8 protein-coding genes are annotated in these 14081 nt (G+C 65.0%); 4 read left to right on the forward strand and 4 right to left on the reverse strand.

Annotated features, from left to right (window positions below; all coding sequences use genetic code 11):
• The first annotated feature begins 94 nt into the window (after positions 1 to 94).
• Positions 95 to 964 carry a magnesium chelatase domain-containing protein gene (locus IG04_RS0115980; RefSeq protein ID WP_030477441.1) on the forward strand — a complete coding sequence of 290 codons (870 nt, stop codon included), beginning with the start codon at positions 95 to 97 and terminating at the stop codon, positions 962 to 964.
• Between the two features lie 1212 nt (positions 965 to 2176).
• Positions 2177 to 3079 carry a hypothetical protein gene (locus tag IG04_RS0115985; RefSeq protein ID WP_030477442.1) on the forward strand — a complete coding sequence of 301 codons (903 nt, stop codon included), beginning with the start codon at positions 2177 to 2179 and terminating at the stop codon, positions 3077 to 3079.
• Positions 3080 to 3354: 275 nt separating this feature from the next.
• On the opposite strand, the gene IG04_RS0115990 is transcribed toward IG04_RS0115985, so the two are convergent.
• The gene (locus IG04_RS0115990) at positions 3355 to 3873 is read right to left on the reverse strand and encodes a hypothetical protein (protein ID WP_030477443.1); all 519 of its coding nucleotides are present in this window, start codon (positions 3871 to 3873) and stop codon (positions 3355 to 3357) included.
• A gap of 305 nt (positions 3874 to 4178) precedes the next feature.
• Here IG04_RS0115990 and mobF point away from each other — a divergent pair, with 305 nt between their 5' ends.
• Positions 4179 to 8630 carry a MobF family relaxase gene (gene mobF / locus IG04_RS0115995; protein WP_159460459.1) on the forward strand — a complete coding sequence of 1484 codons (4452 nt, stop codon included), beginning with the start codon at positions 4179 to 4181 and terminating at the stop codon, positions 8628 to 8630.
• A gap of 343 nt (positions 8631 to 8973) precedes the next feature.
• Entirely contained in the window at positions 8974 to 10101 is a 1128-nt protein-coding gene (locus IG04_RS0116005; RefSeq protein WP_144065345.1) for a DUF5677 domain-containing protein, read from the forward strand.
• Here IG04_RS0116005 and IG04_RS0116010 read toward each other — a convergent pair.
• From IG04_RS0116010 to IG04_RS0116020, 3 genes are read right to left on the reverse strand one after another with little or no spacing between them, the layout of a single operon-like run.
• Entirely contained in the window at positions 10098 to 10865 is a 768-nt protein-coding gene (locus IG04_RS0116010) for a hypothetical protein (RefSeq protein WP_144065344.1), read from the reverse strand. The two genes, IG04_RS0116005 and IG04_RS0116010, sit on opposite strands and share 4 nt — an antisense overlap.
• Entirely contained in the window at positions 10858 to 12744 is a 1887-nt protein-coding gene (locus tag IG04_RS0116015; RefSeq protein ID WP_030477447.1) for a type IV secretory system conjugative DNA transfer family protein, read from the reverse strand. Before IG04_RS0116015 ends, IG04_RS0116010 begins: the two co-directional genes overlap by 8 nt.
• Positions 12741 to 14039, reverse strand: a complete 1299-nt coding sequence (locus IG04_RS0116020; RefSeq protein ID WP_245816158.1) for an ATP-binding protein — start codon at positions 14037 to 14039, stop codon at positions 12741 to 12743. The genes IG04_RS0116015 and IG04_RS0116020 overlap by 4 nt, the downstream gene beginning before the upstream one ends.
• Positions 14040 to 14081: the final 42 nt, after the last annotated feature.

Raw genomic sequence — 14081 nt, forward strand, 5'->3', positions numbered from 1 at the left:
GCCATGCCTCGGCTACACAGGGGCATGGCGACCGCCCTCCGTGAAGCAACGGACCTGCGCTGTGTTCCTCCGCCCTGAGCTGACTGGAAGTCCAATGAGCTACCGCACATCTCCCAGCCGCACCTTCCAACTAAGGCTCGCCAACGGCCGCCTGCTGTACGTCGCTCCCGTGATCGCCGGCCGGGTCCGAGGAGTTGACGCTGACGGCGACGTTCTCGTGTGCGACGAGGACATCAAGCGTGCCGACGGCACCGAACGCCTTGTTCCGCTGACGCCTTGCTGCCACGCCACGGGAAAGGGCGCTTCCTATTCCGAGACCAACGTCGCCTGCCGGCACTGCTGCCAGAACGTCGGCCCCAAGTACGGAACAGATGGCCATCTGGCAGTTGGTCTCGCCGCGACCGTCGCTTCGGTGTCCGTGGAACGCCAGCCGGGCGAAGTTCTCACCTTCAGCGCTGCGGCGACCGACGGTCCCACCTCACTGGCTCTGATTGGAAGCAGTGGCAGCACGAACGAGCTGCGCGAGCGGTTGTGGGCGGCGACGGCCAATTCTGGCGTCCCTCTCATCCATCGCAGCATCACGGTGCGCGTCGACCCACACCGGAAGCTTCCTTCTGTCACGTCGGCGGCCATCGCCGTGGCTGCTATCGCGGCTGCGGCAGGAATCTCGACGCGGCGGATCACCGACACCGCCGTGATCGGCGACGTGAGCCTCGACGGCGGCCTCCGCAAAACGGGCGACATCTACGCCGCAGTCCGGGCAGCCCGCGCCCACGGCATCAGCCGGGTCATCGTGCCGGCGACGTGCCTTGAGGAGATCGTTGAACTGGATGACCTCGAAGTGCTTGGTGCTCATCGCCTGGCAGAGATTGCCGAGTGGCTGCGTGGCGACGACAACGCGCTCCACAATCTCACTTCGGACAAGCCGAACTCTCCGACACGTTCCGTGCCGGTTCAGGAGTGAGGCCTCAGCTCTTGGCTGAGCGATGAGTCGCTGACACGTACTGGGAGCCGTACAAGGCTACGAACTCTGCGAACACACGGGATGGGTGTGCTGGCGGCTTAGGCACGAGGCCCACCGTCCGAGGACGGAACCGCGACAGTCAGCCGCCAGCACGGTGCTTCAGCGCCGGAGGCACACCATGCCTGATTTGCTGAAGACCTTCACACCCTACCGTTCGTGGATCTGAGATGTGGAGCACCGTCGACCTTGCGCCTGGCGTTGCGCGTGATGCTCCTGCGAGGCATGACCGCGAGAGTCGCGGTGAGCGTGACCACGAATGCGCCGCACGTCGCGGGCCTGGTCGCGACCAGACGAGTAAGTACGTCGGCCGTGAGAGCTGGCACAGCTCATAGCTGGACCAGCCCCTGTTCTTGTCGGAGCAACACAGCGCACCAGGGGGTTGCCGAATGGCGAGCAGAACCATCCGCAGGCTTCTTCAGGCCAAACGAGCAACCCAAGCCCCGTGGGCGCCGGCGACCGCACGTGAGCGGTACGCCATCGCGAGCAGGCGCCAGCGCCAGAACGCGAGAGAGGTAGCGAACGGTGAGAGGTGCGGGACCTGCGGGTTTCCGAGTGACATGCCGAACTGCCCCGACTGCCTGGCTGGAACCTGAGCCGCGGACACGAGGACTAGCAGCTTATGTCGCGGAATCTGAAGCGGCAGCGTTCCCTGGATAGCTTAGGTCGCCATAATCAGTTCCGAAAACTGTGGCTGACTCCGAAATTCGACTCACTTACGGAAGTGATGAAAGGGGCGGCGCATTGTATGGGTCGGTGGCGGCCTGTCAATTCGCCTGTCCAATGATTTTTTGGCGCCCGAATGGCGCGGGGCCCCTACCGCCACGCAATTCGGGCGCCAAAAAATCACCGGCCAAAGATGGCGAATTGACAGACCGCCACCGACCCGCGGTCAGGAAGACAAGGGCAGGCCCCTGGCCTGCCCTTTCGTGGCGCGCCGCCCCTTCCATCACTTCCTCTGCGTGGCTGGACTTTGTGGCACTGAGAAAGAAAAAGAGTTCAAAGAATTACTCTTTCGGCCGCGAAAGGCTTGCATTGCAGCCCTATTCTTTATAGGATCGAAGTGCAAGAAAACGCCGGGGACCGCGACCCCCGGCGGCCGGAAAACACCACCAAAGGTTGAGTCTCATGACGAATGAAACGTCTGTTTCGGAAATGCTGGAAGACATTGACCTGCTCCTCGACCTTGGCGGAATGGCCGAGGCACGCGAGCTGGCCGCACAGATTCTTGACACCGCAGACCCCGAAACCCTTGAGGTACTCGCTCACATCGCCTGGGTTCGTGAGAACAACACCAAGACCGTCAACGCCCGGATGCGGGACGCTTGGAAGCGCAGCACCTTGGAGCACCGCGAACTCATCGAGACGTGCGTCGTCCTGTACGTCGATCCGATCACCCCGCCCGTCGACGAAGCAACTCCGGCCGAGCCCGAGGTCCTGCGCGCCGACGTGCACATTCCCACCACCCGAGCCGAAGCGCCGGAGTTGCGCACGAGCTACCGCAGGGACGTCGTCGAGTTCAGCCCCGTCCGCCGGAAGGTCGACCCGGCCGCCCGCATCGCCCGCAGGACCAAGAAGCAGATCCGAACGGCCATCAAGTGCGCCAAGACTGTCCACCGCTACCAGTGGAGCCGCGCCGGTGTCGACGACCAGCCTCCGATCGAGGACAGGCCGTTCAACTACGAGAACGACTACGACGAGACGGCCGTTCCCGCGCTACAAGGGCTCGCGTGCGTCCACTGCTGGCAGGAACGCAGCGCAAAGGACAACCGCCACCACACCGATGGACTCTGCGACCGGTGCCGCAGCCTTGGCCGCCCAGGGCTCCCTTCCCTGCCCGCCACCGCGTGGCGAGACGAAATCATCGCCGCCAGGTGCAAGTTCATCGCCACGACTTTCCCGCGCTCGACCGCACTGGCCATCCTCCGCAAGGAAGCCGACGCCTACAGCCCGGCCGACCAGTGGGACATGAAGCGGCTGGTGCACAACAACTTCGGTTGGAACGACGAATCGAAGATGTCCGAAGCGCGGGAGACGCACTACGCAATGGCCGCCTAGGCCGCACAGCCACACACCGGGGATGCACAGCCCGACAAGGAGGTGCATCCCCGGTGGGCGCCGCGCGCGAAGCCGGGGTGCGCCGGGCATCGAGCCCGACACACCCCGAGCGAAGGCTGCCGCCCTCGCACACCTGCCGCCTGCGGCGAAAAGGACCGCCTGCGGCGGCGCACCTCACGCGACCTCGGCCCACGGCCGCTGACACCGGCGCGACAACCGCGTCCGCGCATTCCCAAGGCCAGGAGTCAACGCGGCACCCGAGCCCGGGAACTTGCCTAACCCGACTCATCGTCGGGCGGTTCGGACACAGTGGCTGGTGCCCCCAGAGCGCCAACCACATTCAGGTCACCCCGAACATCAGTGCGGACCTCGGGGGAATCTCTGGATGCTCGCGGGCTTGACGCCCGCGAATCCTCAACATGATCGAGCGCCTGGTCCTCGGTGTCTCGCGCCCGACGAGCCCACCTTCGCAACGAGGCGACCTGGATACCGGTGTGCCGATGAAGCTCCGCGTCCCGGAACGTCGCACCGATGGCACTGAGCTCGGCGCCACTCAACGCCTCGACCACCGCCCGTCCTGCAGCCAGTTCCTTCGCATCCAGCTTCGCGTCCTCAGCCGCAAGATCTCGCTCCAGCTGATCGCGCAACGCCTGCTTGCGACGTTCGACGTCCTCCAGCTCCTTCACGGCCGCCGCCGCTGCCGCCGCGATCGTCAACACCGCCCGCTCGCGCAGCTTCCGTCGCTGCCGCTCCTCGGCGCGAACCTCATCTCTGATCTGTGCAGCCGTCTTCACGTCAACCCCTCCCGAGTGGACGGACCCCCTCCATGGACGCTAAAGCACACGCGCATTCCAGCGCTCGACCAACCTGCCTCACCAGGTCAACCGACGCGCAGCAGCTGACAACCCCAGGAAGTCCCATGGCGGCCGGACATCGACGGCCCTACGGGCCGGCAGTTCTCGTGCTGATCGCTACGCGATCAGGGCAGGCTTTGCGCCTGCGAAGGACAACAGCTTTGGACTAAGGTATCGCTATCGCGATACGAAGAAGATGATCTTCTAACCCTCCCTCGCGCGGCGCGATGGGAGAGGTGTGTCCGGTGTCCTGGGTGACACCGATCGGTAGCGCTCCAGAGCAGGTCGACTACCGGCTCGGGCAGCAACACGGCTGTGTCGCAGGCATCTCCGGCGACGCGCAGCTCGAGTACCGCACCGATGCGGAACGCCCCCTCATCTGGATCGGCCAGGCACTGGCCGATCTGGGTATCGAGGCGGGCACTGAGCTGACCGCGGAGCAGTTCCCGCTCGCCCGAGCCATGATGGACGGCTACCACCCGCGCTCAGGTGAGCAACTCGTGGAGCACAAGCTGGGCGTGCCTATCGAGGCCAAAGTTCCCATCGCGCAACTGGTTCGCATGATCGAGGGCGTCGCGCGCGAGGCCAAAGTGGACGTCTCTGAAGTCCTCCGGCACCGCCAGGGCCGCTGGTCCGGAACAACCTCCAAACGCATGCTCGACATGTTCAACCGCGCCAAGCGCTCAGTCGGGCGTCACGGCGAAACGGCCATGCTCCGCGCCGACCACGCCGGCCAGCTCGCCGACGCCGCCGAACTACGCCTCGCCGCCGTGTGGGACCCCGGCGTATTCGAAGGTGCAGCAGTAAATCTCACCAAGACCATCACGATCACCGCCAAGGACGGAACCCAGAGCGACGCGGTGGTCGACAACCGCATCATCATCGGCAACCGAGGCTACGACATCACCCTCACCCTGCCGAAAAGCTTCTCTCTCCTGCGCGAGTTCGTCGATGAGGACACCGGTAACGCCCTGGACGCCATCTACCTCGAGCAAGGTGGCGCCACCTTCGCCTGGCTGGAAACCAACACCGCATACGGGATGCGCGGACACCACGGCGACGGCTCGACGGCCGAAAAGGTTCCTGGCAACGGCTTCGCGGGCTGGGCCATGATCCACCCCGCGGCCCGACCCGCCGCCGGCCAATGCTGCGGCGACCCGCACTGGCACGTCCACTACACGATCACCAACATGACCAAGGGCTTCGACGGCAAGTGGAGCACCGTAGCGGCCGGTGGCCGTGACCTCATGCGTCACATCCCAGCAGCCGCGAAGCTCCTGCACGGCAGCGTCCGTCACGTCCTCACCCAGCGGTACGGCGTCGCCTGGCGCCGCTCCGAACGCACCGGCCAGTGGGAGATCGCGTCCATTCCGGACGCCGCCATCAAGGAGTTCTCCCAGCGTGGCGCCGACATCCACGCCATGCTCCTCGACCTCGGCTTCACCGAACAGGACGCCTCACGCTCGCTCAAAAGCATGGTCCAGCAAGAAACCCGTCAGGCGAAAAACGACACCCCCGAACCGGAGTTGACGCACCGCGAGCAGAACCGCCAGCGAGCCATCGACGCCGGCCTCGACCCCGACGCGATGGCCCAAAACGCGCACATCCCCGGGATGCCAGAAGAAGCAACCCGCCAACCAACCATCAACGAGCTCGCAACCGCACTGCAGGACGTCGAGCGCGGCCTCACCGGACACTCCCGCAGATTCTCCCGTGTCGACGCGCTCGCAGCCGTCGTCGACCAACTCCCCAACGGCGCCCAACACCACACCGTCGAAACCCTCACCGACGAGGTTCTGCGGCACAACGGCTTCATACCACTGATCAGCGTCGACAACGACGACGAAAACCCTGCTGCCGGTGTGGGGGAGCGCCGCCAACTCGGCGCCGAACATATGACCAATGCCCAGCTGTACACCACCCAAGACATCGTCACAGCCGAGAAAGCCATCGTCGCCGCCGCCCAAGCAAGCCACGAAGATCAAACCCCGATCCGCGTTTCCCGAACCACCGCGGAGATGGCCGCCGACACCATCGAGGCGACCAACGGCTTCACCCTCTCCACCGAACAACGCCACGAACTACTCAACATCGTCACCTCCGGCCAGGCAATCGACGCACTGATCGGCGGACCCGGCTCCGGCAAGACAACGCTCATGGAGGCGGCGCGCGTCGCCTACGAAGCCGACGGATTCGTCGTCGCCGGTGCCTCGACGCAAGGCGTTGCGGCACAGAACCTTCAAGCCGCGTCGAGCATCTCCAGCCGAACCGTGGCCCAGTGGAGATGGCGCATCGACCACAAAGATGGCCTGAACGGAATCGACGTCCTGATCCTGGACGAGGCCGGCATGACCCACGACCGCGACCGCGCAGCCCTCTACCAAGCAGCCAAAGACAGCGGCACCAAGATCGTAGAGATCTTCGACCCCAAGCAACTACGCGGCGTCGGCTGCGGCTCCATGGTCGCGATCGTGCACAAAATGGTCGACGGCGGAGCACTGGTGGACAACCGTCGCCAAGCCGACGAAGACGAACGCGCCGCCGTCGCGGCATGGCGCGACGGCAACTACGTCGAGGCACTCACCTCATGGGCCGACCGCGACCGCCTCATCGTCGGCAAGACCAGCCAGGACACCACCGCCGCCATGCTCGCCACATGGATCGACCAGAGAACCGGCGCACCCGACCCGCACACCGAGATGCTCGGCCTGCTCATGGTCGCCAGCACGAACGAACAAGTAGACCGCCTCAACGCCGGCGCCCAAGCCATCCGCGAAGTGCAAGGCGAACTCGGCCACGGCCGAACCTACGACCTACCCGGCGGCCACACCATCCACCTCCACGAGAACGACCACGTCCTCGTCCGCATCAACGAACGCCACACCGACGACCCAGACGCTCTCAACGGCTACCGCGGAGTCATCACCCACATCGACGACACCGGCCACCTGGCCGTCACCTGGACACGCGCCATCCCCGGCGGACACGTGCGCGAGAGCCGCACCTTCGACCCTAGCTACGTCGCCAAAGGCGGCCTGACGCACGGCTACGCCCTCACGGTCCACAAGAGCCAAGGTCTCAACATCAACGAGACCTGGACGGGGGAGGACGACGAACAACGCGGCGGCGCCGTGCTCTTCCATGCCCCAGGTGCTGACAACCGAAGCTTTCTGGTCGCGACCTCACGGCACACACAAGCGGTCTGGACGTTCGCATCCCAGCAGGACTTCGAGACCCCGCAAGACACATACATGCTCGGCGAACCAGACTCCGCCTTCGCCCGCAGACGCCGCGTCATCACCAAGATGGTCGAACGGGCCGTAGACACCGAGAACAACGCCAACGACCGGCCGGTACTGGTCGACCTGAAGCAACTCAAAGATCCCTTCCCCAAGCCGAAACCTTCCGACTCCAACACACCTCAAGCCGGACGCCACGCCGCCAGCGCAGAACAACGAGCAACCGCCGAAGAGCTGCTACGCGACGTATGGCGCGACCACGAGGGTGTCCAGGCCGTAACAAACGGAAGCGCGTTCGACACCGTCGCCCGCCTGATCGACCGATTGAGCTCAAGCACAGTCGATCCTCGGGACACACTTGTGCGCATCAACCCCGCCGTGATGGTTCGACCTGACGTGCGGGATGCCAGTCGCCTCGTCGTCGCCGCCCTCAAGCGCATAGCCAAGCCGTCCAAGGAATCCGAACACGGTAACGGCGCCTCAGCGCTCACGCATGAAGAACAGCTGCGCGACCAGGCAGCGGACCTCCTCCGCGAAGCATGGAACGACCACCCGAACATCGAACTCGTCATCGCTGGCTCAGCCTTCGGCGCACTCGCACACAACCTCGCACGTGCAGCCGACGCCGGCCATGACCCGCGGGACGTACTCGCTGCGATCGATCCCCAAGCACTTAAGGAAAAGGTGAACCCGGCGGCATTCGTCGCGTGGCGCATCCGCACCTCAACAACCACCGACGCTCGCGCGATCACTGTCGACCAGGAGCGTGCCGGCCTGGGCGTCGCCGCGCGCTTGAATCTTCTGATCCCGAGCTACGAACGTACGATGGCCCACTTGCAGCCGGTTACCGGTGAGAGCCCTGGTACGAACTTGAGCGCACCTCAGCCCGTCAGGGTCTACGGCATGTGGCCGTCATGGTTGCCACGTCCGCCAAAGCTGGCCGCCTTGGAAGGCCGCGACCGCGCACTTGCCTCAGCAGCAACCGCAGATGCCAAACGGATCCAGGCACGCGTGGTCCAGCTCGCGCGCGACGCCGCTCGAGACCGCCCGGAATGGGTTGAACAACTCGGCCCCGCACCCGAAGGCGCCGCCCAAACGGCTCGGTACCTCGCAGCACTGGCGATCCTCGCGGCCTACCGAGAACAACACGGACTTACCGGCCCCGAGCCTCTAGGAGGAGCGCCTACAAGCGATCAGGCCCGATCCGCGTTCGAGGCAGCTAAGGGCGCGGAACAGCAGGCTCGCCGTGCCACGACGCCGAGTCCGGCATTGGCCATCGGAGCCCGTTCGACGGCGGATCCGCCGAACCGAACACCTGTTGCGCCGATTCACACGAAGGTAACAGGAGAGAGGCAACGGCTCATCGACCAGCAACGCCGGGAGGCAGGCGCCCGCCGTCGTCGCGAGCTCGATCACCAGCCGCACGATCCTCGTCGCGGACCACGACCAAGCCCGTAGACGACTGGTCGAGAGGATACTGAGATTCGTATGGGGTCACCTGGTTGGTTGAACTCTCAGGGACACGTGGCCGTGTCAGCGTCCAGTTCCTCGTGGATTTACCGGCTCTGGTGGCCAATCGCGTGTGCTGTGGGCGGAAGTCAGGACGTGGCGGGGAGTCCACCTGTGGCATGATCGCCGACGTGAACGGCCTCCAGGACGATGCGGTGCAGCCAACGCTGCGACGCGCGTCGGTTCTGAAACAGCGCAGGTAGGTAGCCGAGTTCGGCTCCCTGCGGCTTCGTTCGTTCTTTCACCTTCGCGCGGCTCAAGCCCGCAACTTCGACCTTGCCCCTGGAGTGTCATGACTGCCGTCATCGTGACTGCCGATGGCCACCGGATAGCCGTCGATGTGGATGCTGTTGCGGCACGCCACGCCAACCGATTGCTACGTACTGCCGGTCGTCTTACGACTGACTACGCGCGTGAGGAGCGACGCTTTCGCAAGTGGCTGTGGCGGCACTGGGGAAAGGCACTCACGCTCTACTTACTCGCGTGGCACGAGACGAATGCCCTGATGACGCGCACTGTTCAACAGCGCGACAAGAACCCTGCTTCGAGTGTCGATCAAGTACTAGAAGTGCTGCTGGGACTGCAAACCCGTGCGTGTAGCGCGGCCCACGATGCTTACGCGCGCGTGCGAGGCGGAGCCTTTGGTGCCGCGCTCGGACGGTGCCGCACGCTGCACGAGCTGGCCGTGATCGCGCGCGTGATCGGTGAGTACGGCCGCAAGCCCGAGCACGCGGATCTGGCCGAGCGTTACGTGCTGCACGAGAAGGTGCTCGCATACAACGACGCGCTACGTCACCAGAAGCATGCGACGACACTGGAACAAACACCTATTGCCGCTGAGGAGCTTGACCGCCTGCGCGCCGAGCACGACGAATTGGTGAACCGGTTCGGCCCGCACTATCGAGGCAGCTACGGCTGGGCTCACGATCTGCGACGCGAAGGCCAGAACCGGATGGAGTTCGCCGACCTGACCCGGCTTGCCGAGCTGGGGCATCTGGAGCCCTACTACCGTCGTGCCAGCCACGAGATCCACGCCGACGCAACGGGCATTCGTTTCGCGCTGCTTGCCGTCGACGAGCAGCTGCTGCCGACAGGCGGCAACACGACAGGTTTGGTTGAGCCGGCCAATCTGGCTCTCCTGCTTCTGCAGCACTGCACGACGAGTCTGGTCTTGTTCGGTATCAACCCACGGCAGGCCCACGCGATCATCTCCCTTCGTGCGATTCAAGTTCTGGTGGACCGCACCAACATCGAGCTGGTGGCGGGTTACAGGAGCTTCGAAGCAGCAACCTTGCACGCCAAGACGAGCAAGTGGGCACGGCTGCGTTCGCGCTGGGCCATGTACCGACTCAACCACGCTCTCTCCGTGGCATTTGATCGCGCAGCGGACGCGGAACCGTCGGAGAATGACAAGATCTAGCTAGGTCTCGTTCTGGAACCGTGAGATGGAGGCCTGTGATCGGCTGTCCAAGGAAGACTTGACCGTCGTTCACCAGGTCGCTCGTTAAGATCCTGCACGACGAAGTCGAGGATGCCATCGTCGGTCGGCTCTTGGCGCGCGGCCGGTTCGACATGCTGGCGCTGTGCTTTGCATTCCCTCCAGTCCGCGTGAGCGTGAAGGTTCTGAAGGGTCGGCCACAGCCATCGGTTGCGCCACGCGGTCATCTCGTCCGAGGGTTGGTCTCCCGAGCAGTAGGCGTGACGCCACGCCGCGTAGAGGTCGGTGAGCTCGTCGACGGCGACCGTGTGGCGGTACCAGCACGGCGGGATGCTCACGTCCGAAGACAGGGGATACCGCGTGATGAGGTGGTCAACGAACCATCGCAGTTCACCCCATAGCTGGGCGGCCTCATCGCGGGTGAGAACTCCCCAGGCCCACCGGTTGGGACGGCTTAGGTTCACTCGCTCGACAAGGCTCTCCTGCAACTCCAACAGGAACTCGCGCAACGCCTGGATCTGGTCGCGCGACGTCGCAACGGAGCCGCCAAGCTCGGAGACGACACCCGCGAGCTCGGCCAGCTGGTGGTCATGCAGTTCGCTCGTTGAAGCGAGGTCCGAGACCACATCAGGCAGGAACTCCACGTCCAGAACCGGCACGGCCTCGACGGGCGGGTGTGTTCGCTTTCTCTCGCGGACGGCCGCCTCGTCGCTGGGATCGGGTGGGTCGAACGGAGTGTCAGTCATCGTCTGCAGGCGTCTGGAGGTCCGCGGCGAGGCCGGTTTGGGAAGCAGCGAGTAGCTTCCGCGCCTCGTTTCGGCTTTGAGCGACGAGGTCGGCCAGGTCCGGAGTCTCCCACCAACCTGGGAGATCGACCTTGGCCGCGCGCAGGTTGCGGTAGAACAGCAAGCCTTCGCCGTCGCCGAGCTCCCGGATTTCGTCGATGGTCAAAGCACGCTGCCTCCAAGGGGAGACCGTGACCTGGTCGCGCACGGCGGTGCCGGTGGACACGCTGGCCTGGTCGACGATGCGTTCAGGCAGCAAGTCCGAGAGTGCCAGTAGATCCTTGGAGTTGCTCAAGCCTCCGAGCACGAGCTTGATCGACGCGCAGTCCCAAATCTCGGTTGCCTCTTCGAAACCCCAGCGCTGCCGCAACTGTGAGAAGTTCTGCACGTATACGTAGAGCTGTATGCCACGGCCACCCGAGTCGGCCAGCCGTGCGCTCAGATCGTCGACCGGGGTGATGTTGGCTGCCTCGTCCATCACGATCCGCAGCGGTGGATCCAGCCGCAGATCGCCGTAGGCGGGTGCGTTGAGCTGCTCGGCGGTCGGGTGTTGAGACAGGATGTCCGCGCGGTGCAACACCTCGACCATCAGGGCATTGACCATCGGTGCCGCGGAGTTCTTGCGGCCGCGGGAAACCATGTAGAGCGTGTCGTGGCCGCTGCGGATGAAGGCGTCGATGTCGAACTGCCTGTCACCGGGCTGGGGTGTGAGCGCCCGCATGATCGTCGGTGAGGTGAGTGGACGAAGGAGAAGTTCGAGTGTGGAGTAGATGCCGCCGGCGCCGGAGGTGTCGCTCGTGCTCTTCAAACTGTCGAGCAGGTTGCGGAGTCCGTCGGCGATCGCAGGCGCCGCTCGCTCGTCCGTCTCGAGGATCTGCGCGGGCCGGTAGGACTGGCTGGTCGTCCACAGCCACAAGATGCTCAAGTCGGAGCCGCTCAATGCTGCCGCGTGCAACATGGCGGCGAGCACGCCCTCGCTCTTGCCGCTGAAGTACCCGCCGTTCTTGGTGTCCTCGAGCGGCCGAGCGCTGCAGATGGCGACGGCTCGACGCAGAGCTACGTCGAAGTCCTCGCAGCCGCGAATCGGGTCCCACCGCAGTTTCTCCGGCCAGGGCACCCGGTTCTCCGGATCGAACACCCACACGAGTCCGCGCTTCGCGCGTTCCATGATCGTCAGTTCGATCAGGTCGAAACGGGTCGAGGTGGCCACGAGCGCGCCGGGGGCTCGCAGCACGTCGGACACCGCTTGCCGGGCGGTCTTGCCCATTCGGACAGGGGCGACTACGAGTTTTGAGTCCTCATGGCTTCCGTAGATTCCCTCGCACGTGCCTGGCCACCGAGCGAACAACGCGCCCGCGTCATCCGCGCTGATGTCGAGGAAGTTGGCCAGTGACGGGCGCAACCGTGGCGCATCCTTGGTGACGGCCCTGGCACCGAGACGTTCTTGGACGGCGTGGCGGTCGGCCAGACCGGACCGGAGTTCGGCGCGGCGCTGATAGATCCGGTTCCGCCAGGCGAACACCCGAGTCCACAGCGCCAACTCGGCTGCGAGCACGACGAGCACCGAACCGTAGGTGAGGACTGCTGGTCCAGGCCGAGGGTCTGTGGGCCAGCCTGCAGCGGGGTCGGACAGGTGTGTCGCCCAGCCGATGATCGTGGACGGCAAGAGACGGGGTGGCGGCCACGCCCAGCCATGCCCGCCCAGCCAGCCCGACAGAGCGCCGCCGACCAGACCAGCCAACAGGACCGTTGCCAGAGCCGCGCCGAGCAAGGGGTAGAAGACCCCGTAGAGCGGCCTCGGCGACGACGGGATCTGGTGCTGCTGGCCGGGCCTGCTCATACGCGCCAGAGCATCCCGGTCAGCGCGCTGTCGGTATCGGTGAGCGCGATCTCGCGAGGTGAGCGCTCATGCCGCACGAGGATCGGGTCACGGGAACTGATCTGGAGCAGACAGGTGCCCTGCGCCAGCGTCATGATCGTTTCTTCGGTCCCAGGCGGAAGGTTGTAGAGCGCGACGCAGGCAGCCGCATCCGCGTAGCTTCCCTGGCAGTAGATGAACCTGGTCTCCGCTTCCTGCAGCAGCGCGCGACCGGGACTGTCGGCGTCGAGGTCAACGAGGTGCTGGAATCCCGCAACGGTCGACAGACCAAGTCCACGGGAAAGCTTGGCGTTGCGACGAAGAATCCTGCCGGTCGAGCCCTCGGCGACGTGCCAGGCCTCCTCGATGACATCGATCGTTTGCTCGGCGCGCTCAGAACGCGCCGCGAGCATGTTGGTCTGCCACGTGGTGATCAGCGCCATGACCACCCGCAGAGCCGGCCCCTCGGTGGGCAGAGCGCTGATGTCGAAATGCGTGAGGCCGCTGGGATGATCGAGATTGACCTCTGCGCTGGTCTCGTCGTCAACCAGGCCCGCGAGGTCTTCCTCGATCATCCGCTCCAGCCCGAACGCTGGGTCGAGACCCCAGTCCTGCAGTTCGGACACCGTCCGGTTCAGCGACTGAGCCTCGGCGGTTCCAGGGTGCAGCAGGTGGTGCACGACATCGCCGATCACCGGCACGCGACCACGCTCGCGGGCATCGCGGGTCGCGCTCACCAGCGCGAGGCGCAGCGCCTTCCCTTCGCGTTCGGTGACCGGCCGCGCGAGCGCTTCGGCCAGCACAGCGCGCAGCAGCATCATCTGACCGGTTGGCCGATCGGTGCGGTCAATCGTTTGACCGGCGTCGTCGATCTGCTCGCTGCCCAGCGCAATGACCGGATCAAGGAGATTGAGGCGACTACCGGTGCCATCGACCGTGAACCGGATGCTCGGTGCCCCCAGGTACTGGGCCAGAGCGGTGTATTCGCCACGCCCGGCTTGCAGCTTCTTGTCGAGCACGACGACGCGCCGGCCCCGCAGCAGCAATTGCCGGGTGCAAGCCCAAGTCTTGAGCAGGGAACTCTTGCCCTTGCCGACATCCCCGACCACCGCCACGTTGACCGAGCTGATCAGCTTGTCCTCGTAGCTTATGAACGGGTCGTGCACGACGAGTTGGCCTGACAACAGATCTGTGCCGACGATCAGCCCTCGGCTACTCGTCGGCGGCGAGCTGAGCGCGAGATTGAGAGCCTCGGCCTGCCGGGTTGTCGTCGACATAGGTTCGTTGCGCGGCTCGTACCAGCCCCACTTGTCCAGCCA

Origin of the sequence: Lentzea albidocapillata, assembly GCF_000719115.1 — a bacterium.
GTDB classification, from domain to species: domain Bacteria; phylum Actinomycetota; class Actinomycetes; order Mycobacteriales; family Pseudonocardiaceae; genus Lentzea; species Lentzea albidocapillata.

Bases quoted from the DNA above. Each gene is read 5' to 3' on its own strand.
- IG04_RS0115980 (WP_030477441.1), top strand. From the start codon at position 95: ATGAGCTACCGCACATCTCCCAGCCGCACCTTCCAACTAAGGCTCGCC.
- IG04_RS0115985 (WP_030477442.1), top strand. From the start codon at position 2,177: ATGCTGGAAGACATTGACCTGCTCCTCGACCTTGGCGGAATGGCCGAG.
- IG04_RS0116005 (WP_144065345.1), top strand. From the start codon at position 8,974: ATGACTGCCGTCATCGTGACTGCCGATGGCCACCGGATAGCCGTCGAT.
- IG04_RS0116010 (WP_144065344.1), bottom strand. From the start codon at position 10,865: ATGACTGACACTCCGTTCGACCCACCCGATCCCAGCGACGAGGCGGCC.
- IG04_RS0116015 (WP_030477447.1), bottom strand. From the start codon at position 12,744: ATGAGCAGGCCCGGCCAGCAGCACCAGATCCCGTCGTCGCCGAGGCCG.
- IG04_RS0116020 (WP_245816158.1), bottom strand. From the start codon at position 14,039: ATGTCGACGACAACCCGGCAGGCCGAGGCTCTCAATCTCGCGCTCAGC.